The organism is Roseibium limicola (assembly GCF_017313085.1).
GTDB lineage: Bacteria > Pseudomonadota > Alphaproteobacteria > Rhizobiales > Stappiaceae > Roseibium > Roseibium limicola.
In genome coordinates this window covers 304,159-327,993 of the sequence record NZ_JAFLNF010000003.1, presented here as the reverse complement: position 1 = coordinate 327,993, position 23,835 = coordinate 304,159, and the positions used below count along the sequence as shown (strand labels likewise).

Below are 23,835 nucleotides of genomic sequence, written 5' to 3'. Positions count from 1 at the left end.
GCGATCGGCAGGTGGCTTGAGGGAGGAGAAGCGCCATGACCGTCTCGCATGAGCCCTGGCTCGTGATGCTGTCGCTCGTAGTTGCTTTTCAAGGCAGCTTCGTCGGGCTGAGCTTGGCCGTGCGGCTGCGGGACACAGCCCTGGAGGACCGCCGCAAGTTGCTGGCTGCTTCCGCCTTGACCCTGGCGCTCGGCATCTGGTCAATGCACTTCGTGGGCATGTTGGCCGCGCGCCTGCCTGTTACCGTGAACTTTCTGGTGCTTCCCACACTTGTCTCCTTCCTCGTCTGCGTTCTGGTCGTCGGTCTTGCGGTGATGGCCGCCAGTCAGGGGCGGCTCAGCGTCGTGCGGCTTGCCCTGTCGGCTCTGGTAATGGGCGCGGGCATTTGCACCATGCATTACCTGGGCATGTACGCCCTGCATGGCGCAGTCGCGATGCAGCATGATCCGGTCTATGTGATCGCCAGCTTTCTCGTCGCGTTTAATGCAGCTGGCCTGGCGCTGTGGCTCTCCTTTGGCGGACGTCGGCCGCCGCTGGTACGCTCCGCGACTGTGCAAGCATTGGCAATCTCCGCGATGCATTACATCGCCATGGCCGGATTGAGCCTTGGTCCGGCGCTTTCCCCCATGCCCGCTCCGTCTCTGGCCCCCGAGCTCTCTGCCGGTACCTTGGCGATTGTTGTTGCCTGCGTGGCATTTCTTGTGTCAGGCCTGTTTCTGCTGACGCTGGTCCCCCAACAGAGTGCTGATGGCTCACCAGAAAGGCCTGAAGTGCCTGGGGCTAGTGGAACGCCCCAAGCCTGGACCATGCGAGGTCATGTCGACCCCTTGCAGACCGACGGCACTTTCAGCAATCAGCATGAACCCTTTGCATCTCAGACAATGCCTCGGCGTGTTGTCTCTAGCAGCAGCATTGCTGAAAGATCGGGACTTCCCATTGAGCGAGATGGAGTGAAGGCCGTCGTGGCGGTGGAGCATGTTTATGCAGTTCAGGCTGATGCGCATTACACCAAGGTGTTCGACGGTGTGCGCCACCTGTTCTGCCCCTTGTCGATCTCTGAGGTAGAGCGTCGACTGGATGCGGCGGAATTCATGCGGGTTCACCGGAGCCACATTGTGCGCCTGAGCCGAGTGACGGGCCAACGGCGCCAAGGCGATAGCGGTGTTCTGCTGTTGGCGCCGAGCGGTCATCCGGATGGCACACGGAAGGAAACACGAGGCGAGACCGTCTGTGTTCCAGTCAGCCGCAGTCGTTGGGCGCAGGTGCGCTCGCGCTTTGACGGTGAAGATCAGGGCAATATGGCGTCGCCAACCAGCTCTGGGCACCATACTGAGCAGCCTACGCGTCTTCCGGAAGCCGCCGGAGCAGGGCTGCCCTCCCGCGCCTGAGCGCTTCTGCATCCTCCCTTCCAGTTGCATTTGTCTGAGCCTGTGAGCCCTGTGAAGTGATGGCTCTTGCGCTCGTCGCGTCCGCCGACGTGCTGCTGTCGTGCTTTCAGATGCAGGATTGCCGCTGGGCGGGGGTTTGGTCTCGCCTCAGGCTTCTCTCTACCAATCGGGTATGTCTCCCGGCACCACGCGCTTTGCTTGCGCGGGGGGAAGCGGACTGTCGATTGCCCTTGCAGGAGGCAACCATTGAGCAGCGTGCGGGTCGAGCGCCCTGGGGACGCGGTATTGCAGATGCGAAGGCTCAGCGCACTTGGTGCAAGGCGCCGCATTTCATGAAAAGCGACAGCAAGTCTTACGCAGTTCGTGCAGGATGGTTCGCAAAAAACCGCAGGTTTTTGGTGTTTCGTGAGAAAGCGCCGCCGATGGTGCAGGGCACGTTGTCGCTGCGCCGCGATACGTCCCAGCATCTTCGGCAGAGCGGTTTTTGGCCTCGATCTTTTGGGGCCTCTCGGGTTTTACGAGAGGGTCACCAAGGGAGAGCTTACATTCCGGAGCGACAAACGACGAGCGGGCGTGAGCCACGTTTCCGGGAATGGCTAGGCATCGGAGGAGATGCCGCAAGTCGGTACTCAGAGATCAGCAGAGGGATCTTGGTGCCGAGGACGGATTCAGGCGGTGTTTTCATACGCCTGAATGCAATGCAAGGGGTACGGCGCGATCCGGGCTTGTAGGTCCGCCATCAGCCTATGCACGAGGGAAGAGTTTGCCTCACGTCGCAGTTCAAAAAGAACGGGCGAGGGGTTTATGAGGGAGGACGTATCGTGATTCCAGGCGAATTCACTTATCACCGGCCAGCGTCGGTTGCCGAAGCAATAGCGCTTCTGGTGGATCATGGCGATGAGGCGCGGCCTCTGGCCGGTGGTCACAGCCTGATCCCCATGATGAAGTTGCGCATGGCAGCTCCGGAACATCTGATCGATCTGTCGGGTGTGGCGGATCTGAAGGGTGTTTCGCAGGAGGGGGATGTCATCACCATCGGTGCGATGACCACCCAGGCCGAGGTTATCGGGTCTGCACTTCTGACCGATAAATTGCCGATCTTGAGAGAAACGGCTCTGCTGATCGCAGACCCGCAGATCCGCTACGTCGGTACGCTGGGCGGAAACGTTGCCAACGGTGATCCGGGCAACGACATGCCGGCGCTGATGCAGTGCCTCTCCGCGAGTTATGTTCTGGCTGGACCAGACGGTACTCGTGAAGTGTCATCTCGCGATTTTTATGAGGCGGCTTACTTCACCGCGCTTGCGCCTGAAGAAATTTTAACCGCGGTCAAAATTCCTGTTCCGGCCCCAGGGCATGGTTATGCCTATGAGAAGCTGAAACGGAAGGTCGGTGACTACGCCACTGCTGCAGCAGCTGTGATGCTGACGATGTCAGGCGGCACGGTTTCCAGTTGTGCCATCGCACTGACAAATGTTGGCGACACGCCGCTGTTTGCCGAAGAGGCAGCATCCATTCTCGACGGATCGACGCTGGACAGGGAGACCGTCAAGAAGGCGGTCGCTGCGGCTGAAGCCATCACCATGCCAGCCTCCGACGGACGCGGCCCGGCAGAATACCGCACCAAAATGGCCGGCGTCATGCTGGAAAGAGCACTCAAGCGCGCCGCTGAGCGGGCTCAAGGATAAGGGAGAAGTCCATGAGCGAGATCGAAAACCTTCCGGTCACGATGACCGTCAACGGTAAAAAAGTGCAGCGCTTCGTCGAACCGCGCACCCTACTCATTCACTTTCTGCGCGAAGAGCTGAACATCACTGGCCCGCACATCGGCTGCGAAACAAGCCATTGCGGCGCCTGCACCGTCGAGCTCAATGGCATGTCCGTAAAGTCCTGCACCTTGTTTGCAGCTCAGGCAGACGGCGCAGAGTTGAACACGGTGGAAAGCATGGCCAATGCCGACGGGACACTCTCGGCCCTGCAGGAAGGTTTCCGCCAGATGCACGGGCTGCAGTGCGGTTTCTGCACACCGGGCATGATCATGCGGGCGCATGTGCTGTTGAAGGAAAACCCGTCGCCGACTGAAGATGAAATTCGCGCCGGTATTTCTGGAAATCTGTGCCGTTGCACCGGCTATCAGAACATTGTCAAGGCGATCCAGTATGCGGCGGCAAAGCTGAACGGTGAAACCTTTCAGGAGGCTGCAGAATGAATGACATGACCCCCACACGGGAACAGCGTGAGGCAGCCCTTGAAGGCATGGGTTGCAAGCGCAAGCGCGTCGAGGACATTCGCTTCACCCAGGGCAAGGGCAAATATGTCGATGACATCAAGCTGCCCGGCATGCTGCATGGCGATTTCGTCCGCTCTCCCTACGCCCACGCGAAAGTGACAAAGATCGATGCGACGGAAGCGCTGAAACTTCCAGGCGTCATCGCGGTCCTGACGGCGGAAGACCTGAAGGGCGTGAACCTCGCCTGGATGCCGACGCTCGCCGGTGATGTGCAGATGGTCCTCGCCGACGGCAAGGTGCTGTATCAGAACCAGGAAGTTGCCTTCGTCGTCGCAGAAGACCGCTATATCGCCGATGACGCGGTCCAGCTCGTCGAAGTGGAATACGAAGAGCTGCCGGTTCTGGTCGATCCTTTCAAGTCGCTTGACCCGGACGCACCGGTTCTTCGTCCGGATCTGGATGGCAAGATGGAAGGCGCGCATGGTCCGCGCAAGCATCACAACCACATATTCAACTGGTCCGTCGGCGAAGAAGAAGCCACAGACAAGGCCTTTGCCGAGGCTGATGTTACGGTCAAGGAGATGATCTCCTATCACCGCACCCATCCGTCTCCGCTGGAAACCTGTCAGTGCCTAGCCTCCATGGACAAGGTGACGGGACAGCTGACGGTTTATGGCACCTTTCAGGCCCCCCATGTGGTGCGCACGGTTGCCTCGCTGCTGTCGACGATCCCGGAGCACAAGATCCATGTGATTGCGCCGGATGTCGGCGGCGGCTTCGGCAACAAGGTCGGTGTCTATCCCGGCTACGTCTGTGCCATCGTCGCCTCCATCGTGACCGGCCTGCCGGTGAAGTGGGTCGAAGACCGGATGGAGAACCTCTCCACCACGTCGTTTGCCCGCGACTATCACATGACGACGGAAATCGCGGCCAAGAAGGACGGCACAGTGACCGCGCTCAAGGTTCATGTACTTGGTGACCACGGTGGCTTTGACGCTTGTGCTGATCCGAGTAAATGGCCGGCCGGCTTCTTCAACATCGTCACCGGATCCTACGATTTCCCGGTCGCGCATCTGTCGGTTGATGGCGTCTACACCAACAAGGCGCCCGGCGGCGTGGCCTACCGCTGCTCCTTCCGGGTCACCGAGGCGGCCTATTGCATCGAGCGTGGCATGGATGTGCTGGCCCAGAAACTCGGCATGGATCCGGCAGACTTGCGGTTGAAGAACTTCATCCAGCCGGAGCAGTTTCCCTACAATTCAGCCCTCGGCTGGGAATACGACAGTGGCGACTATCCGACCGCCATGCACAAGGCGATGGATGCCATCGACTACCGCGGCCTGCGCGAAGAGCAGAAGGCCAAGCAGGAGGCGTTCAAACGCGGTGAAACCCGGGAGATCATGGGCATCGGCGTCAGCTTCTTCACCGAGATTGTCGGCGCGGGACCCTCCAAGAACTGCGATATTCTGGGCGTTGCCATGTTCGACAGCGCCGAGATCCGCATCCATCCGACCGGCTCGGTAATCTCGCGCATGGGCACCAAGTCGCAGGGCCAGGGCCACGAGACCACCTGGGCACAGATCATCGCAACGGAAATCGGTATTCCGGCTTCAGATATCACAGTGGAGGAAGGCGATACGGACACGGCCCCTTATGGGCTGGGCACCTATGGCTCGCGCTCCACGCCGGTGGCTGGTGCCGCGATTGCTCTGGCCGCACGGAAAATCCGCAACAAGGCCCAGATGATTGCCGCTCACATGCTGGAAGTCTCCGAGTATGATCTCGATTGGGACGTGGACGGCTTTCAGGTGAAGGGCAATCCGGAGCGGCGCAAGTCGATGAAGGAAATCGCCTGGGCAGCCTATCATGCGCCCCCTGCGGGGATCGAACCAGGGCTGGAAGCCGTCAGCTATTATGATCCGCCCAACATGACCTATCCATTTGGCGCTTACTTCTGCGTCATGGATATCGACGTTGATACCGGTGTCGCCAAGACCCGACGCTTCTATGCGCTGGATGATTGCGGCACCCGCATCAACCCGATGATCATTGAGGGCCAGGTTCATGGCGGTCTGACGGAAGCCTTTGCCATCGCGATGGGGCAGGAAATTTCCTACGACGCGATGGGCAACGTTCAAGGGGCGTCCTTCATGGACTTCTTCCTGCCGACGGCTGTCGAGACACCGCATTGGGAAACCGACTTCACGGTCACCCCAAGCCCGCATCACCCGATCGGTGCCAAGGGTGTCGGTGAAAGCCCGAATGTCGGCGGCGTGCCGGCGTTCTCCAATGCGGTCAACGATGCGTTCGGCTTCTTGGGGGCAACCCATATCCAGATGCCCCATGATGCCTGGCGTCTCTGGAAAGTGGCCAAGGACCTCGGCGCCCACGGCTGAGTTCAACTCGTGAGGCGGATGGCTTTCGGGGTGTCCGCCCACAGCCCCCTCATAAGAGGGGGATTGGTGGAGGCGGCCGCCAGTCGATGGGGCCGTTGCGGTCTGCCTTCACCGATCTTCATTCTTATCAACCAACAACGGTGAACCGATCATGGCGCGGGACGGAACATCAATAGGCGTAGAGCTGGCAGAGCTGGGATATTTGCCCGACGCTTCGCTGGCCAATGCCCTGGCGCTGATGGACATGCTGTCGCGTCCGCTCCTGCTGGAAGGCGAGGCGGGTGTCGGCAAGACCGAGGTGGCCAAGGCGCTGGCCAGATTGGAGGTAACCCGTCTTATCCGCTTGCAGTGCCATGAAGGCCTTGACCGGTCGGAAGCGCTCTATGAGTGGAACTATCAGCGGCAACTTCTCGCCATCAAGGCCCATGAAGGCCGGTCTGGATCGGCGGACGATGTGGAATCCGTGATTTTCTCGGAAAAGTATCTTCTGGAACGCCCGCTTCTGGCCGCCCTGAAAGCAGAGCGACCGGTGGTTCTGCTGATCGACGAGATAGATCGGGCAGATGAGGAATTCGAGGCCTTCCTGCTGGAGATACTGTCGGATTTTCAGATTTCCATCCCGGAACTCGGCACGATCACGGCCACCAGCATTCCAAAGGTGGTCCTGACCTCCAACGGCACCCGCGAACTGTCCGATGCCCTGCGCCGTCGCTGTCTCTATCACTATGTCGATTATCCCGAAGTGGACCGGGAAGCGCGGATCATTCTGACGCGCATCCCTGACATCGACACGGCACTGGCTCTCCAGGTCGCCGGGATGATGGAGAAAATTCGCAAGGAAGATTTGAACAAGATCCCCGGCGTGGCCGAAACGCTTGATTGGGCGGCTGCTCTCGTCGGACTGAAGGTCCGCAACATTCACGAGGCCCGGGAAATCGTCTACGACACGCTGGCTTGCGTGTTAAAGACCCGCGAAGACACCTTGCGTGTCTCTCCAGAAGTTCTTGATCGCCTGATCGGCAAGGTGGCCTGAGATGAGCGCCTTGCGACAGTTGGAGACACCAGAAGAGTTGGGCGCAGTCATTCGGCTGCGGCTCGCTGGTTTTTTGCGCTCTCTTCGTGACAGCGGGTTCAAAGTTGGTCTTGCAGAGGCCGGCGATGCTGCCTGCTTGTTGGCCGCGTGCCAGGGCCAGCGCTCCAGGACGCTGAAGCCGGCTTTGCGGGCGCTGATGTGTGGACGTCAATCTGACTGGCAGCGCTTTGATGAGATCTTTGAGGCTTATTGGAGCGAAAAGGGGCTGAAGGCGGCCGTCAAAACCATTGGTGACAGCCCGAACTCTTCTGTTCGCACGCTCAAGCAGATGACGGATGAGGCTTCGGGTATTCACCAGGACGGCCCTGCTGGCGACGTTGATCGGGTGCCCGGCGATGAGGCGGACGAAGAGAACAGCGATGACGAACCCGCTACCCGCAAGGAAGGGGCAAGCCTCGCGGAGAACCTGGCAGAAGTCGACTTTCGCAAGCTGTCTGATCCGCAGGCTGAAAAAGACGCAAAGGATCTTGCCGAACGCCTCGCCCGGCAAATGCGCGTGCGTCTGACGCGCCGTGACAAGCAGCGGCGCAAGGGGCCACGGCTGGATCTGCGTCGCACGATTGCCCGGTCCGTCTCGCGTGGCGGCACACCCATGGACCTCGTGCGGAAGGGACCGAGGCAGAAGCAATTGCGGCTGGTTATCTTGTTGGATGCTTCTGGCTCCATGTCCAATTACACTGGCGTGTTTATCCGCTTCGTGCATGGTCTGCTCGACAGCTTTCGAGAGGCCGAAGCCTTTCTGTTTCACACCCGCCTGGTGCATGTCTCGTCGGCTTTGGCAGAGCGAGACGCAGCGCGGGCTCTGGATCGTTTGGGGCTGATGGCGCAGGGCGTCGGCGGTGGCACGCGCATTGGCGCAGCCCTCGCCGACTTCAATCGCTGGCATGCAGCGCGGGTCATTCATTCACGCACCTGCGTGCTCATCCTGTCCGACGGCTATGACACCGACGCACCGGAAGCGCTGGGCGTGGAAATCAAACGCCTGCGCAAACGCTGCAAGCGGATCGTCTGGCTGAACCCGCTGATCGGATGGGAGGGGTATGAGCCAACGGCCGGAGGAATGGCGGCAGCCCTTCCGCACGTCGATCTGTTCGCCCCCGCCCACAATCTCAAGAGCTTGGCGGCGCTTGAACCCTATCTGGCTGAGCTGTGACATGGGAGGAGACACCATGACCCGATATGAAGCCAACAACCTGACCCCGCCGGTGCGCGAGGATCTGTCGCTTTTGATGGACCGCTTGCGTACGCAGGGCGAGCCTTTTGCGCTGGCAACGGTTGTCCGCACGCTTTCGGTAACCGCCGCCAAGGCCGGCGCCAAAGCTGTCATCACCGCAGACGGTGCCATTGCCGGCGGCTGGATTGGCGGCGGCTGCGCGCGCGGAGCTGTCTTGAAAGCCGCGCGCCAGACTTTGGAGGATGGCCAGCCCAAACTGGTGTCTATCCAGCCTGAAGACCTGTTGAAAGATCTTGGCGTGGGGGCGGGTGATGAGCGCGACGGGGTGCGCTTCGCGCGCAACATGTGCCCAAGTCAGGGCTCAATGGACATCTTTGTCGAGCCCGTCTTGCCACGGCCGGTTTTGACGATTTTTGGCGGCAGCCCCGTGGCTGTCGCGTTGAGTGATCTGGCGCCGCGCCTCGGTTTCGAGGTGACAGTCTGCGCGCAGGCCGAGGATCTGCCGCAATTTCATCCGGCCCTGCGGCTGGTCGAGGGCTTTGACCATCAGGTCAACGATAAGGCGCAAAGGTTCTGTATTGTCGCGACCCAGGGCAAGGGTGATCAACTGGCTTTGAAAGCCGCACTCGGCTTGCCTTCAGCACACCTGGCCTTTGTCGGGAGCCGTCGGAAGGCAGCGGTCATCTGCGAAAAGCTGCGTGATGAGGGACAGGACCTTGCACAGCTGGATCGCCTGAAAGCGCCTGCCGGCCTCGACCTTGGGGCGATCACGCCGGAAGAAATAGCGCTTTCCATTCTGGCTGAGATTCTTGCGGTCCGCCGCAAGAGCCAGCGCCAGGAATTGGACATTGACGCCAAGAAGACGGACGCTCTTGGCGAATCCGATTAAAAGCCAAAACAGTGAAACGTCGATAGGAGAACAGCCATGAAGATGGCCGACAGTCAGAAGATCGAAGCGCCCCGCGAAACCGTCTGGGCTGCGCTGAACGATCCGCAGGTCTTGAAGCAGTGCATTCCAGGGTGTGAAGAGCTGGAAATGACCGATGGCAACCAGATGCAGGCCAAGGTCAAGCTGAAGGTCGGCCCGGTCAAAGCCACGTTTGGTGGCAAGGTAACCTTGGAAGATCTCAACCCGCCTGAAAGTTACCGGATTGTGGGTGAAGGCTCGGGTGGTGTTGCAGGCTTCGCCAAGGGCGGCGCCGTGGTGCGGCTGGAGGAAGACGGACCGGATGCCACGATCCTGCACTACGATGTGGATGCACAGGTTGGCGGCAAGATCGCCCAGCTCGGCGGTCGTCTGATCGACAGCACAGCCAAGCGTCTTGCAGGAGAGTTCTTCAAAACCTTCGGCGAGGTGGTTGCCCCTTCCAGTGAAAATACAGAAGCTGCAGAAAGCACTGACGGCGCGGAAGAGCCTGCGAAAAAAGGTTGGCTTTCGGGCGTATTTAGCAAGAAAGACGAAAAGCCGGCGGATACCGACGCCTGAGGGGGCGGCGGTGCCGGTCAAACCAAGATATCTCAAGGGTGCGTTTGTCGCAGCCTTGAGATGAAACCGCGAGGATGGGAGAAGAAATCATGGCATCAGGAACAATCGAGATTGGCATGAAGGCGAGCAAGGATACAGGACAGTCCATCCTTGGTTTCGAATGGGACAGCGGTTGGGACGAAGTGCGCAAGGACCCTTGGGCTCTGACCGCAGGAGCCACAGGTCTGGCGCTCGCCGCCTTCCTGCTTGCTGCTCATGCATGCTGCTTCGGGTTTCAGAGCGACGTGATCCAGACATTCGGCGTTATTTGCTCAGGCGTCTCCTGAAGGGGGCGAGTCACTAAAATAAGATGCTGCCATGCCAACCGTCGGCATCGAGGCTCACGCTTTCTGGCTCAGGTTTCGTTTGGCCGGGATGACGGTCTACAGGTTAGAACCATCACGAGGCATCTGTGGGTTTCGTCGTCGGATCGTCCGGGTCTGGTCCCTCAAGGCCGGCATCTTCAGGCCGCGGAGTGGAGGGCGGTACTTGAGCCAGGGTTTCTGCAGACGTGTCGTCCCGTTCGGCAGATGCTTGCACTTCTTCTTCGGTGGCGGGGCCGACCTTGACGATCAGAGGCGTCTCCAGCTCGGTTTCCGCACCCCGGATAAAGCCGGGCATTCCAGCCGGCACGACGCCGGCCAATGTGCCGGCATTCATGGTTTCCCGACGGCTCGACAGGTCATCCATATGCGCCTTGATGTCCGGCGCCGTCTCCACCAGTCTGCGATAATCTGCGGCGGTCAGAACCAAGAGCTGGCAGTAGCCGAGAGCCACCACATCGGCTGTGCGGGGCTTGCCAGTGATCAGGGCAATCTCGCCAAACATGTCGCCGCGACCGAGCCGGAAGGCTCCGTTCGGAGCACGCACCTCCACAGCGCCCGATGATATGAAATAGGCGGCATCTCCACGGTCGCCTTTGCCGATGAGCTTTTCACCCGGAGTGGCAAATCGTGGTTTCATCAGTTTTGCCACCTGCTGGCGCCGATCAGGGGGCAGATCGGAGAACAGGCCGTGCTGCGAGATCAGGTCGTCGGTTTTCAAACCCAGGTCGAGGCGCGGGCGCAGGCTGGTTTGACGCTGTGCGTCCTGAATTTCGTCCTTCAGGCGAGAGAAGACTTCCGAGCCGATCAGCGTGTGCGCATGGGCCTCGTGATAGGCGGTTTCTTCGATCCGGATCCCGGTTCGCCGCAGGAACAGCCGTTCCTGTGCATCAGCGTAGTCCGGATACTGCAGGCGCAGGGCATCGATAGCCCGCTTGACCTCGTCGCGTCGTGCCGACAGCGTGTCGTTCAGGATGTCGCCGACACGCTCTCCAATCAATGGGCGCACGCGCCGTTGATTGAAGCCGACAAGCTCTTCGGCAATGATGTTGGAGACGATCAGGTATTCAAATCTGTCGGCGATCAACATTGCCAACATGCTCTGGATCCGCAAGGTGCGATGCAGAAACTGGGCAATGCGAAAACGGACGCCGAACTTGAGCGGAGAACGAACGGCGCGGTTATACCCCGGTCGGCCTTCCTGCCGCGTCAGGTCACTGATCCGGCTCGCCTCCGCAAGATGCAGGGACACGCCGCGCGATGAGATGGTTTTCTCGCGAAAGTGCTGCAAGACGAGCTCGCGCTCATGCTCGGAAAGCGCGATGAGCCCCAGCGTGACCCGTTCCTTGTCCTTCAGGTCGTCAATGGACGTGGTCCGGTCCCGCACTTCCTCGATGCGCGCCTCATATTCCTTCGTCACTTGTCGGGCGACCTGCGGACTGATGTGGTAGGCGCGGGCCGTCTGGGCCAATTCCTGACGGACATCGGAGAGAGCAAGGGCGAGAAATTGATTGGTCAGCGCCTGATCGCGGGCCGTCAGCTGATCCAGCTTCAACACTTTGATCAGGGGTTTCAGGCTGGGGCCATAGACCAGAAGCGTAAAGAGCACAAAGCCGGTCGCCAGTTTGGTGACAAACTCGGAGACACCGTCTTCCAGAAGCAGGTGTTCGGAGACAGACAGCGCCAGGACCAGCGTGATTGCGCCGCGCATGCCGCCCCACAGCATGACGACCTTGAACTTCGTGTCGACGACTTGGCCGATCCGCATGATAGTCAAAAGAGGCATCAGCCCGAAGATGACCACTGCCCGTGCTGCCAGCGCCGACAGCACCAAGACGACAAGCAGCAGAATGTCGATAGGCTGGAACCCTTGCACCAGCCGCGGGATCAGGATGGCAGCAAGTATGAAAATCAGCGACGAAGCCCAATAGGCAATCTGCTCCCAGATATCCTGCAGGAAGGTCCAGTTTTCCGGCGAGATGCGGGAGGGGCCATAGAGATTGAAGATGATCCCGGCCATCACCACTGCAACAACTGCCGAAACATCAGCCACCTGATCGGCCAGCACATAAAGCAGATAGGGAAGCGCCAGCGACAGGGTTACCTGCGCCAGACGCATGCCGCGCAGCAGCGGCAACAGGAAGACGAACAGCCGGCCAATGATGATGCCTGCCAGGATACCGCCCGAGAAGGCGCGGAAGAATGCCAGGATTGCATCCGTCGTGTTCATCTCACGGGTGCCGGTCAACAAGCCCAGGATCAGGACGAACAGCACAACAGCGGCAGCGTCGTTCAAAAGGCTTTCGCCTTCGACAATACGCGTCAATCGGGCAGGTGCGCCGATGTCGCGGAAAATGGCGACAACCGCGACAGGATCCGTCGTGGCGACAATCGAACCGAGGAGCAAGCACGCCAGCAGCGGCACATTGCTTAAAGGATAGAGCGCCAGTCCGATGAAAGCCGTGGCCACGAAAACGGCGACGACGGCCATCAGCAGGATAGGCCCGACGTCCTCCATCGTCCGTCGCACATCCAGGGTAAGACTGGTCTGGAACAACAGAAGCGGCAGAAAGATATAGAGAATTTGCTGCGCATCCAGCGGCAGGTCGACGAAGACCAGGGCGATCTCGTTGAACACGTCGGTGCGTGGTGTGTACAGCAGATAGGTTGCGCCAATGCCGATGAGGGTCCCGACAGTCGCCAGCAGGACGGTCGGAGACAGGTCAAGTTTACGCGCGAGAGGCTGTACCATGGCGATGGTGATCAACAGCCCGGCGAAGGCGGCAAGGACGAAGGGTGTTTCCATCGCTCCAATCTGCCAAGCCCGCGCGTCCTTGCCAAGGTCCGACTTGGGCGGAACCTTGACAAGGTGTTGTTTTCTTGGGGGAGGTTTGGCTCGAGACCGGTAAATATGGCTTAAATGGCGCCATCGCCATCGTTGGGCCTCAAGCCAGGCGCGGACAGCGGACGTTTGCCGAGGTGAGCGGTCTGACGTTGTCAGGTCGACCTAGGTCTCGCAACCAGAATGATCAGGCTGAATTGCGCAGTCAGCGCCTAGCTGCGAGACTTCTTTTCTGACAGCCAGATGCCGCCCAGAACGAGCACCATGGCCAGGCCGTGGTCGAAGCGGAAGTCTTCGCCGAGAATAGCCACTGCCAGAATGGCAGCAAACACGGGCACCAGATTGATGAAGACGCCAGCGCGAGCTGGTCCGATCGCCTCAACGCCTCTGATGAAGAAGATCTGCGCCAGGCAAGATGGAAACAGCGAGATATATAGCACGACCAGCCAGCCCTTGGGCGTTGCAGGCCATTGCACGGTGTTTGTCAGGATTTCATACCCGACGAGCGGCAAAGTCGCGAAGGCGGCGATGATCGAGAGAATCGTGAAAAACACCAGTCCGGAGATGGGTGGGCGATTGCGCAAGGCCAGGGTGTAACCGGTGTAGAACAGACAGGCGATCAGCATGATGCCATCACCCGGGTTGAGGGTGAGCGAGGCGAGCGTCGACAAGTCACCATGGGAGGCGACCACGGCAACCCCGGCCAGCGTTGCCAGAATGCCGAGCACCTGGAGGGCTCTGATCTTTGCCTGGAACAGGAACACTGTACCGATGAGCACCAAAACCGGAATGGAGCCCTGAATAATACCCAGGTTGACCGCATTGGTGTGTTTCGCGGCGACATAAAAGAACGAGTTGAAGCCGACGAAACCGAAAACCGCCATGAGGGCCATCTTGCCCAGGTGTTGCCGAATGATCGGCCATTCGGCGCGCAGACGGTGTCGCAGAGAAATCGTCAAAACCAGACTGACGATTACCCAACGCAGCATCACCACGGCCATCGGTGACACTTCCCCGATTGCGAGCCTTCCCGCAACTGTGTTGCCGCCAAAGAACAAGGCAGTGAGGGTCAACAGGACGAAGGCGTTGCCGAAAGGCCGGCCTGCGTGTTTCAGCGCGGTCGCGATCATGAAATTCCTCGCGCCCCGACCGAACAGAACTGCGTCGACAGAGGCCTTGAATGAGATTTGATTGCTCCGGTTGTGGCCTTTGAAACGGCCCGATGCAAGAGCGCTTGACTGAAAATAATAAGCTTTGCTTATATAAGTAAGTTGAAAGTGGATTTGATTATTTCCATTTTGGAAAAAGTAATTTTGGAACTGACGAATTGACCTGCTGCCCGCAAGCCGCGACAAAGACCTTTAAGACGATGGTTCGCATACGCTGGGCGTCCCACCGGACCGACAGGCGGATGCGAGGGGGTTTTCCTCGCGCTGTACGTTAATTAAGACGCGGAAGCTGACAGCTGCTGAGCGCCCTCTGGGGTGTTTGCAGGAGCCGGGATTGGAATCAAGGAGTTGGGACGCATGAACAAGCGAATTGAAACGCACGGCCTGAAAGTGGCTCAAGAGCTCTATGACTTTGTCAATGCCAAGGCTCTTCCGGGCACAGGCGTTGAGCAGGAAGCCTTCTGGGCGGGCCTTGCAGCACTTGTTCGCGACCTTGGTCCCCGCAACCGCGAGCTTCTCGCCAAGCGCGATGCGCTGCAGGAAAAGCTCGACCAGTGGCACCGCGACCATTCCGGCGTGCCGGACATGGCGGTCTACAAGTCCTACTTGAAGGAAATCGGTTACCTGGTGGGCGAAGGTGCAGATTTCGCCGTCACAACGGAAAATGTCGACCCGGAAATCTCCTCCGTTGCCGGCCCACAGCTGGTCGTGCCTGTGATGAACGCCCGCTATGCCCTGAACGCTGCGAATGCGCGCTGGGGATCGCTCTATGATGCGCTTTATGGCACCGATGCCATGGGAAGTCTGCCCCAGGCAAGCGGCTTCGATGAAGCACGCGGCGCAGAAGTCATTGCCTATGCCCGTCAGGTTCTGGATGTGACAGCGCCGCTGGGTATGGGCTCCTGGGCGGATGCCGACGCTCTGACCATCGACAACGGCACGCTGACCGTGATGATCGACAGCAAGCCGGTCGCACTTGCAGACGGCAGCCAGTTCGTCGGTTTTTCCGGGGAAGCCTCGGCGCCGACCAACATCCTTCTGTCAAAGAACGGCCTGCACCTGGACATCGTCATCAATGCGGATCATCCGATTGGCAAGACAGACAAGGCTTCCATTGCCGACGTCGTGCTGGAATCCGCCATGTCAACCATCATGGACTGCGAGGATTCCGTCGCAGCCGTCGACGCTGAAGACAAGGTTCTGGTTTATGGCAACTGGCTGGGTCTGCTGAAAGGCGATCTGGAAGAGAGCTTTGAGAAGGGTGGCAAGACCGTCACGCGCAAGCTCAATGGCGATCGCACCTACACTGCACCGGATGGCAAGGGCCAGGTCAGCCTGCACGGCCGCTCCCTGTTGCTGATCCGCAATGTCGGTCACCTGATGACCATCGATGCTGTTCTCGACGAAAGTGGCAACGAGATTCCGGAAGGTATTCTCGATGGCCTGGTCACTTCGCTGATCGGCCTGCATGACATTGGCCCGAATGGAAAGCATCTGAACAGCCGCGCCGGTTCGGTCTATATCGTCAAACCGAAGATGCATGGACCGGAAGAAGTCGCCTTCGCCAACGAGTTGTTCGACCGCATCGAAGCTATCCTCGGCATGTCGCCGAACACGCTCAAGATGGGCATCATGGACGAGGAACGCCGCACAACCGTGAACCTGAAGGAGTGCATTCGCGCTGCCAAGGATCGGGTGTTCTTCATCAACACTGGTTTCCTGGATCGCACCGGGGACGAAATGCACACGTCGATGGAAGCCGGCCCGATGATCCGCAAGGGCGACATGAAGGCTGCTCCGTGGATTGGCGCTTACGAGAACAACAACGTTGACGTCGGTCTGGCCTGTGGCCTGCCGGGCCATGCCCAGATTGGCAAGGGCATGTGGGCCATGCCGGATCTGATGCAGGCCATGTTGGAGCAGAAGGTCGGTCATCCAAAGGCTGGTGCGAACACCGCATGGGTGCCGTCGCCGACTGCTGCGACATTGCATGCAATGCACTACTACAAGGTGCCAGTGACAACCTTGCAGGGCGAGTTGAAATCCCGTGCGCCGGCCGAGCTGGAAGACATTCTGTCCATCCCGGTTGCCGAACGTCCGAATTGGGCGCCGGACGCCATTCAGGCTGAGTTGGACAACAACGCGCAGGGTATCCTGGGTTATGTGGTTCGCTGGGTTGAACAGGGCGTTGGCTGTTCCAAGGTTCCTGACATCAACAATGTCGGGCTGATGGAAGATCGTGCCACGCTGCGTATCTCCTCCCAGCACATCGCCAACTGGTTGCGTCACGGTGTCTGCTCTGAAGTGCAGGTGATGGAAACATTGAAACGCATGGCCAAACTGGTGGATGAGCAGAACGCTGGCGACCCGCTCTATACGCCGATGTCAGCTGACTTCGATGCGTCCATCGGGTTTCAGGCTGCGTGCGACCTGGTCTTCAAGGGCATGGAACAGCCGAATGGCTACACCGAACCGGTGCTGCACGCGCGTCGTCGCGAGTTCAAGGCACGCCAGGCTGTCTAAGACGGCTTGTGTCTCTGTGTGTGAGCTCGGGGCCCTTTAACCGCCACGTTTGCGTTCATTAGTGAAGCGAAAACAAGCATATGACTGCGTTCGACCCCGGGGACTTCATCCCCGGGGTTTTTGCGTTTGATCCCCCTAAGCATCAAATCTTTAGCTACCGCAGGGGAAAATTAGCTTTTTATCGAAAAACTGATGAAAGCGTCTCTTGAAAGGCGCACAATGTGCGCTAATTTGAATGTATAGATCGAAAGACAAATAATTAAAGGAGACCGGAAATGAATCTTCAAATCGCTCGATCACTACTTGTGAAGCAGCGGCAGGATTTCAACCGAGATCGTCTGCCTTGGCTGCCGGGTTCGCTCTACCGTTTCTTGTCTGAAGCGAAGAAGGTCTACGCCTGATCTGACAGGCCACCGCAGGAAAAGGCACCCGCGGCGCCGGAGAAGGGGTGATCCGAGATTCCTGCTTTCATCATCATCAAGGAAGCAGGTGAAGGAGCTGCAAAAAAGACTCCGATGTGCACGAACTGAATACAACCCGGCCTCGTGCCGGGTTTTTTGTGTTTAGATGATTTTCAGAAGCAGGTGCGATGGGAGGAAGCCAATGCGCAGTTCTGTAGAAATCTATGACATGGAAACCCGAAAGGCCCGCGTGGTCCTTCAGACCGACGTGTTGGTGGAGGCGCCCAACTGGTTGCCAGACGGCTCTGCCCTGATCGTCAATGGTGATGGCGGTCTGTTTCGCATTGACCTGGAGCGAGATGAGGAAGCAGAGGGTTTTCCTCGACTCGACCCGATTAACACCGAGTTCGCCACCTCTTGCAACAATGACCATGGCGTTTCGCCCTGCGGTCGGGAGATCGTCATCAGCGATCAGAGCGAGACCGGCCAGTCGCAAATCTATCGCGTGCCGATTGAGGGGGGCACACCGGTTCCTGTCACCAATCTGGCGCCGTCCTACTGGCATGGCTGGTCTCCCGATGGAGCAACGCTGGCCTATTGTGGTGCGCGGGCAGGGGTGTACGACATCTACACGATCTCCCGCGATGGCGGGGAGGAGACCCGGCTGACGGATGGCCTCGGCCATGCGGACGGACCCGATTACAGCCCCTGTGGGACCTGGATCTACTTCAATTCCAGTCGCGGCGACTCAATGCAGATCTGGCGCATGCGCACCGATGGCAGTGATCTGACCCAATTGACGTTTGATGAAAGGGTGAACTGGTTCCCCCATCCGGCGCCTGTTGGCGGAAAGCTTGTCTATCTCGCCTATGAGGCTGGCGTTACGGGGCATCCGCGCGACAAGACGGTCGAATTGCGCCTGATGGATGAGGAAGGGCAGAACATGGAGACCCTACTGTCGCTTTTTGGTGGCCAGGGCACGATCAATGTTCCTTCCTGGGCCCCCGACGGCTCCGCCTTTGCCTTCGTCCGCTATGAACCGGAAGACTGAGAGACCAAGACGTGATTGCAGTTATTTTTGACGTCTATCCGCAAACTGAACACAAGGCGCACTATCTGAACATTGTAGACGCCTGAAAGCTGGTGCCTGCAGTTCCGGATCTCGTCCGGGACCGCAGGTGGGGGGCTCACACGCCCAAAGGCAATTTGACCTCCACCAGCAGGCCGCCATCGGCCGAGTTGCTCAGGGTGATGGTACCGCCATGCGCGTGGATAATCGAGCGGGTGATGGCCAGCCCCAGGCCGATGCCGCCTGTTTCCTCCGAGCGGCTTTCTTCCAGGCGAACGAACGGCTCGAACACATCCGTCAGTTTTTCAGTCGGAATGCCTGGGCCTTTGTCCCGCACGCGGATGAGCGCATGGCCGTTGATGTCTGCATAGGACAAACACACGGCCTCACCGTAGCTCACGCCATTGTCGATCAGGTTGCGCAGGGCCCGCTTCAGGGCAAAGGGGCGGCAGCGGATCACCAGACGGCCATGGTCCTCTGCTGTTACGTTATGGCCCAGGTCCTGCTGATCGTCGGCCAGACTGGTCAGCAGGCTGCCGAGGTCCAGCTTTTGCGCGTCTTCGCTGGTGGCTTCATCCCGGGCGAAGGCCAGCGTTGCTTCCGTCATCTGGCTCATTTCGTCCAGCGTTTCGATAATCTTCTCGCGGTTTTCATCATCTTCGATGAACTCCGCCCGCAGGCGCAGCGAGGTGATGGGGGTGCGCATGTCGTGGCTGATGGCAGCCAGCATGCGCGTTCGGTCCTGGACGAAACGGGTCAGTCGGTTCTGCATGTCATTAAATGCCCGCGTCAGGGCCGCAATTTCAGCGGGGCCTTTTTCATCCAGCGGCTGGATGCTTTCACCCCGGCCCAGTTTTTCTGCTGCTCCTGCGAGCTGCCGCAACGGCTTGGAGATCCGGCGCATCAGCAGGGCGACGATCACGCTAGTCGCCACGATGGTCAAAAGCATTTGCACGAGAAAGGGCGCTATGGAGCGCTGGGGAGGGCGATAGTCCGTGTTGGCGTTGAACCAGCTCCCATCCGGCAGCTGGATCGACAAGGCGAGGTCGACGTGCTCACGACGCTTGCGATAGAGTTTTTCGCGGGCTTTTTCCCAGGCCTTGCGGTCTGCACTCTTGCCATCAACGCCGTCGGGTTTCTCATCGTCGGACCAGCGTTCTGCGTCAGGCTTCAACTTGTCCCACTTCTTGTCGTCGTGCTTTTTTTTGCTCCGATCGCGTCGGTCCAGATCCAGCTGCATGTTGCGCGGTTGATCGAACTGCTTTTGCAGATAGCTGATCAGGCGAAGCTCGGTGTTGCTCGGATTGGTGGCCTTGGCGATAGGCGTATCGTCGATCCAGAACGAGGAAAAGCGACTGCGCCCGGCATCAAGAATGCGGCCATGGATCGCATCGGGTGTCTCTTCCAGAAGTTTGACGGTGGCGACCGCGCGCATCAGGATATTGTCGCGAGCGACTTCGACCAGCGCAATGCGGCGCTCGTCGTGAAAAACCCACAGGCTCACACCTTGGGCGAAGACAATAGCCAGAACCAGCAGTCCGATCAGCTGGCCAGACAGACTGGTCGGCCACAAATACTTGCGCAAATTTGCCACTTAGCCGTTTGCCTCCACGTCTGCCGTGAACATGTAGCCGCCGCCCCACACGGTTTTGATCAGTTTCGGGTCCTTGCTGTCCACCTCGACCTTGCGCCGCAAGCGGGAAACCTGATTGTCGATGGATCGGTCGAAGACCGCAGGGGCGCGTCCTGTGGTCAGATCCAGCAGCTGGTCCCGGTTGAGCACGATCTTCGGCCGCTTCAGGAATGCGCAAAGCAGCTGGAACTCACCACTGGACAAAGGTACGGCCACACCGTCGGGATCTGTCAGTTCGCGCTTGGGAACACTCAGCTGCCAACCCTCAAAGCCCAGGGTTTCCTGCTCGACGGGATCACGCTCCTTCGGCGCGTTGCCTGTGCGGCGTAGGACGGCGCGGATACGTGCCAGCAGCTCGCGCGGATTGAACGGTTTGGTGACATAATCATCTGCGCCGATCTCAAGCCCGATCACCCTGTCGGTGTCGTCCGCCATGGCCGTCAGCAGGATCACTGGCAAGGAGCCGTTCTCCACAAGGTGCCGACACAGAGACAAGCCATCTTCTCCCGGCATCATGATGTCCAGCACGACCAGATCTATGGCTGCAGTCTTGAGCGCCTTGCGGGCATGGGCGGCATTCTCTGCCGCTGTTGCACGCAGGCCGTTCTTGACCAGGTAGCGGGCCAGGGTTTCGCGAATATCCCGGTGGTCATCGACGATCAGAATATGGGGGCTGGGCGATTGCACAGATAGTCTCCGTCTTGGATGCTGGCGGTCATGGCGTGGACAGACGCCGGTGCGACCGCTGTTTTGTCTCTTCTTCCAAGAGATCGCACGTCCTCCGACTGTTTTACAGGCCTGAGGGAACAGCGCAATTGGCGGAAACTGTAACGAGATGTATCCCTGACCTCCACCGCCACAGATGATCACACTTCTCTCGAATCCTGCCGTAGTTTTGAGACAAGCAGTTCCTAAGTTCAGGTCATCGCAACACTGCCCAAAGGAGACTGGCATGAAACCGATGAAGACCCTGACGATCGCACTTCTGGCTGCAGGGGTGGCCGGGGCCGCGGTGACTGCACACGCGGAGGGGGGCAAAACCTTGCGTGAGGGCGCAAACGCATTCACCAAGGTGGAATTCGCTGGCCATAAAGGGCCGGGCTTTGGCAAAAAAGGCGGCCATGGCAAACGTATGGCGAAGAAGCTCTTCAGCGACTTCGACACGAATTCCGACGGTGTGATTACCCAGGAAGAAATCGACGCGGTCGTCGCAACCCGCTTCAGCGAGACTGACCGCGACGGGAATGCCGAGATCGGCCTGGAGGAATTCAAGACGGCTCTGGCTGAAAGGACCAAACCCATGCAGGTCAGGGCGTTCCAGCGCTTCGATGTTGATGGCGATGGGACTGTGACACAGGCTGAAACGGATGCCGCAGCTGACAAGCTGTTCTCCCGCCTGGACCGGGATGGCGACGGTGTGTTGGAAAAGCGTGGCTTCGGTAAGCGCGGACCCATGAAACCCGGCATGAAGCCCGATATGAAGTCTGGCGACATCGACGATGATGGCCCGAGTCGTCCTGAATCCGGCGATGCGGACGAAGCCGAGCGCGACGGTGGCAAGGCCAGAGACGGCGAGCGTGATCACGCCCGTAAGTCTGAGCGGGATGGACGGCGTGGGGATGGCGAAGGCCGTCGCGACGGTCGAGGCTTCCACGGCAAGGGACACCACGGTCCGCGTGGCGGCATGGAGATGTTCGCCAGTTTTGACGCTGATGGAGACGGAAAGCTGACACGTGAGGAATTCGATGCCAAGCGTGCCAGCCTTTTCTCGGAGGCTGACTCTGATGGATCGGCCGGACTTTCATTGGAAGAGTTCGGCACGGTCTGGGCCGAACTCGGCAATGGGCGTGTGGTCAGGATGTTCCAGAAACTGGACGCCGATGGAAGTCTAGGTATCACGCTCACTGAGTATTCAGAACGTGAGGCGGAATTGGTCAAGCATCTCGATCGCAACGAGGATGGGGTTCTGACCTCAGCGGATTTCGCCAAGAAGCGCCAGCACAAGGATGGGAAATACGGCTCGTTCGGCCACGGGGATCACAAACGTGATCATGATCGGGGAAACCACGGACCTCGTGGTGAGCGCAGTTAAGCTTGATACTTACATAAAAACACTTAGAGCCACCCTCGGGTGGCTCTTTTTTTCCTGAAAATCGGCAGAATAGCCGTAGTGTAGTGTATCATACGGATATCCAAGCCCTAGTTGAATAAGTTACATCATCTTGCGGCTGGGCGAAGATCCAGCGAATACAGCTGGGCGCAGATCCGGCGAACAAAGTGCATGACTGGCGTAGGGGTTATGGCCCCATACCTTTGACCCCTACGCAATTGTTTGGCAGGGCGTGTACACCACAAAGTGGGGCACGTCCTGCCAAACAGTCTGTTTAGAAATGTGATCACATTTTCTCCGAGAAACCTCAGGGTTTGCTTGGAGTTTTTCGCGAAATTTGAATGCGTGAAAAATCCATCTAACCTTAAAAAAACGCTTGATCTGAAATTTAAATGGGCGCAAAAACACTGCAGCCCAAATTCGCACGTGCCCGTGGTCATCCACCAAATTATGGGGCCGCTGCCGTAATCCACCCCTGAGAAAACACTCGGGTCGATCGACAGCAAACCGGATGACTTAAAGCAACGACGTAAGAGGGCCTTTCTGGTCTCTGCCGGGGTTCCAACCTCCGGGGTTACTGACGAGGCACTTATTACATCATTGCCTGACGTGCGGTTCGGTATCTCCCGATCCAATCAACGGCATTCCCGACGCGGGAAAGCGCTTGTCTGTCCGTTTGTTCAACGGCTGTCAGTGCCCAACCGTCGCCACACGAATGACCACGCCTGCCGGCTCCAAACCGGGGGATTGCGCTGTCGCACGTGTGGCTCCCTGCGACGTGATTAGATTTTGGGGAGCCCCCCGATGAGCGAACGTATTCTTGACTTTCTCCGTCGCCGCCAGACGGATGGCCCCTGTGTTGTGGTGGACCTGGACATTGTACGCGATAATTACGCTGCCTTTGCCAATGCACTGCCAGACACTTCGGTCTATTACGCCATCAAGGCGAACCCGGCGCCGGAAGTCCTCAATCTGCTCCATGAGCTTGGCTCCTCCTTTGATTGCGCCTCTGTGGGCGAAATCGAAATGGTGCTGGCAACCGGCGCAGCCGCCTCTCGCATTTCCTATGGCAACACCATCAAGAAGGAACGTGATATTGCCCGCGCGTATGCCCTTGGGGTTCGTCTCTTCGCCGTCGACTGCGTCGAAGAAGTCGAAAAAATTGCTCGTGTCGCAACCGGGTCCCGCGTCTTCTGCCGGGTACTCTGCGACGGTATTGGGGCCGAATGGCCGCTCTCCCGTAAGTTCGGCTGCGATCCGGCCATGGCGCCCGATGTGCTTGAGCGCGCCCACTGTCTCGGTCTCGAAGCCTATGGGGTCTCGTTCCACGTCGGATCCCAGCAAGCCAACCTCTGGGCCTGGGACCTCGCGCTTGGCATGGCTGCCGACGTCTTCAACGAAATGTCCCGACGAGGCATCGAGCTGAAAATGGTCAATATGGGGGGCGGGTTCCCGACCCGTTACCTCAAGGACGTGCCAGGTGTGCCGAGCTACGGCGAAGCGATCTTCCACGCATTGACCAAGCACTTCGGCAACCGTCTGCCAATCACGATTGTCGAGCCAGGCCGCGGCATGGTCGGCAATGCCGGCATGATCGAGGCGGAGGTGGTTCTGATTTCCAGGAAGTCCAGCGACGATGAATTGCGTTGGGTCTATCTGGATATCGGGAAGTTTCATGGCCTAGCAGAGACCATGGACGAAGCCATTCGCTATCCGATCCGCACGCCAAAGGACGGCGATGAGACCGCTCCCTGTATTCTGGCTGGCCCGACATGCGACAGCGTCGACGTCATGTACGAAAAGACGCCCTACGAATTGCCCGTGTCGCTTTCCATTGGCGACAAGGTTCTGATCGAGGCCTGTGGTGCCTACACCACAACCTATTCGACGGTTGGCTTCAACGGTTTTGCGCCGCTTGCCTCCCACGTGATCTGAGCTGACGTAAGCTTTTAGGGCATA

General features: G+C 58.9%; 18 protein-coding genes. 14 read left to right on the top strand and 4 right to left on the bottom strand.

The genetic code is table 11. The features are described 5' to 3' along the window. Positions 1-35 precede the first annotated feature (35 nt). From J0X15_RS08720 to J0X15_RS08680, 9 genes are all read left to right on the top strand, one after another. Entirely contained in the window at positions 36-1,388 is a 1,353-nt protein-coding gene (locus J0X15_RS08720) for an MHYT domain-containing protein (RefSeq protein WP_206939762.1), read from the top strand. Positions 1,389-2,209: 821 nt separating this feature from the next. After that, on the top strand, positions 2,210-3,076 hold the full coding sequence (locus tag J0X15_RS08715) for an FAD binding domain-containing protein (protein WP_206939760.1): 867 nt from the start codon (positions 2,210-2,212) through the stop codon (positions 3,074-3,076). An 11-nt stretch (positions 3,077-3,087) separates the two neighbouring features. After that, positions 3,088-3,597, top strand: a complete 510-nt coding sequence (locus J0X15_RS08710; protein ID WP_206939758.1) for a (2Fe-2S)-binding protein — start codon at positions 3,088-3,090, stop codon at positions 3,595-3,597. Continuing rightward, positions 3,594-6,014 (top strand): aerobic carbon-monoxide dehydrogenase large subunit, encoded by a 2,421-nt coding sequence (locus J0X15_RS08705; protein ID WP_206939756.1) that lies wholly within the window; start codon positions 3,594-3,596, stop codon positions 6,012-6,014. The genes J0X15_RS08710 and J0X15_RS08705 overlap by 4 nt, the downstream gene beginning before the upstream one ends. Positions 6,015-6,165: 151 nt before the next feature. Further along, positions 6,166-7,047, top strand: a complete 882-nt coding sequence (locus J0X15_RS08700) for an AAA family ATPase (RefSeq protein WP_206939754.1) — start codon at positions 6,166-6,168, stop codon at positions 7,045-7,047. A gap of 1 nt (position 7,048) precedes the next feature. Continuing rightward, on the top strand, positions 7,049-8,260 hold the full coding sequence (locus J0X15_RS08695) for a vWA domain-containing protein (RefSeq protein WP_206939752.1): 1,212 nt from the start codon (positions 7,049-7,051) through the stop codon (positions 8,258-8,260). Positions 8,261-8,276: 16 nt separating this feature from the next. After that, positions 8,277-9,170 carry an XdhC family protein gene (locus J0X15_RS08690; RefSeq protein ID WP_206939750.1) on the top strand — a complete coding sequence of 298 codons (894 nt, stop codon included), beginning with the start codon at positions 8,277-8,279 and terminating at the stop codon, positions 9,168-9,170. Between the two features lie 36 nt (positions 9,171-9,206). Continuing rightward, the gene (locus J0X15_RS08685; RefSeq protein ID WP_206939748.1) at positions 9,207-9,767 is read left to right on the top strand and encodes a CoxG family protein; all 561 of its coding nucleotides are present in this window, start codon (positions 9,207-9,209) and stop codon (positions 9,765-9,767) included. 89 nt (positions 9,768-9,856) lie between these two features. Next, positions 9,857-10,093, top strand: coding sequence for a hypothetical protein (locus tag J0X15_RS08680; protein WP_206939746.1), 237 nt, complete (start codon positions 9,857-9,859; stop codon positions 10,091-10,093). Between the two features lie 112 nt (positions 10,094-10,205). Here the strand turns inward: J0X15_RS08680 and J0X15_RS08675 are convergent, their stop codons facing one another. Both J0X15_RS08675 and J0X15_RS08670 read right to left on the bottom strand, forming a co-directional pair. Continuing rightward, entirely contained in the window at positions 10,206-12,935 is a 2,730-nt protein-coding gene (locus tag J0X15_RS08675) for a cation:proton antiporter (protein ID WP_206939744.1), read from the bottom strand. 248 nt (positions 12,936-13,183) lie between these two features. Next, positions 13,184-14,101 (bottom strand): DMT family transporter, encoded by a 918-nt coding sequence (locus J0X15_RS08670; protein ID WP_206939742.1) that lies wholly within the window; start codon positions 14,099-14,101, stop codon positions 13,184-13,186. A gap of 396 nt (positions 14,102-14,497) precedes the next feature. Between J0X15_RS08670 and J0X15_RS08665 the strand changes: the two genes are divergently transcribed. The 3 genes from J0X15_RS08665 to J0X15_RS08660 all read left to right on the top strand — a co-directional run bounded on the left by J0X15_RS08665 (position 14,498) and on the right by J0X15_RS08660 (position 18,115). Beyond that, positions 14,498-16,663: a malate synthase G gene (locus J0X15_RS08665; protein ID WP_206939740.1), complete on the top strand. Its 2,166-nt coding sequence runs from the start codon at positions 14,498-14,500 to the stop codon at positions 16,661-16,663. A 275-nt stretch (positions 16,664-16,938) separates the two neighbouring features. Beyond that, entirely contained in the window at positions 16,939-17,064 is a 126-nt protein-coding gene (locus tag J0X15_RS20270; RefSeq protein WP_269439400.1) for a hypothetical protein, read from the top strand. Between the two features lie 202 nt (positions 17,065-17,266). Then, positions 17,267-18,115 (top strand): TolB family protein, encoded by an 849-nt coding sequence (locus tag J0X15_RS08660; RefSeq protein ID WP_206939738.1) that lies wholly within the window; start codon positions 17,267-17,269, stop codon positions 18,113-18,115. 136 nt (positions 18,116-18,251) lie between these two features. Here J0X15_RS08660 and J0X15_RS08655 read toward each other — a convergent pair whose 3' ends face one another. Together J0X15_RS08655 and J0X15_RS08650 are read right to left on the bottom strand one after the other, a co-directional pair. Further along, complete coding sequence (locus tag J0X15_RS08655) at positions 18,252-19,727, bottom strand: ATP-binding protein (RefSeq protein WP_206939736.1); 1,476 nt, start codon at positions 19,725-19,727, stop codon at positions 18,252-18,254. Further along, positions 19,728-20,453, bottom strand: a complete 726-nt coding sequence (locus J0X15_RS08650) for a response regulator (RefSeq protein WP_206939735.1) — start codon at positions 20,451-20,453, stop codon at positions 19,728-19,730. 265 nt (positions 20,454-20,718) lie between these two features. Here J0X15_RS08650 and J0X15_RS08645 point away from each other — a divergent pair, with 265 nt between their 5' ends. Both J0X15_RS08645 and J0X15_RS08640 read left to right on the top strand, forming a co-directional pair. After that, the gene (locus J0X15_RS08645) at positions 20,719-21,858 is read left to right on the top strand and encodes a calcium-binding protein (protein WP_206939733.1); all 1,140 of its coding nucleotides are present in this window, start codon (positions 20,719-20,721) and stop codon (positions 21,856-21,858) included. Positions 21,859-22,680: 822 nt separating this feature from the next. Then, complete coding sequence (locus J0X15_RS08640) at positions 22,681-23,811, top strand: type III PLP-dependent enzyme (protein WP_206939732.1); 1,131 nt, start codon at positions 22,681-22,683, stop codon at positions 23,809-23,811. Positions 23,812-23,835 lie beyond the last annotated feature (24 nt).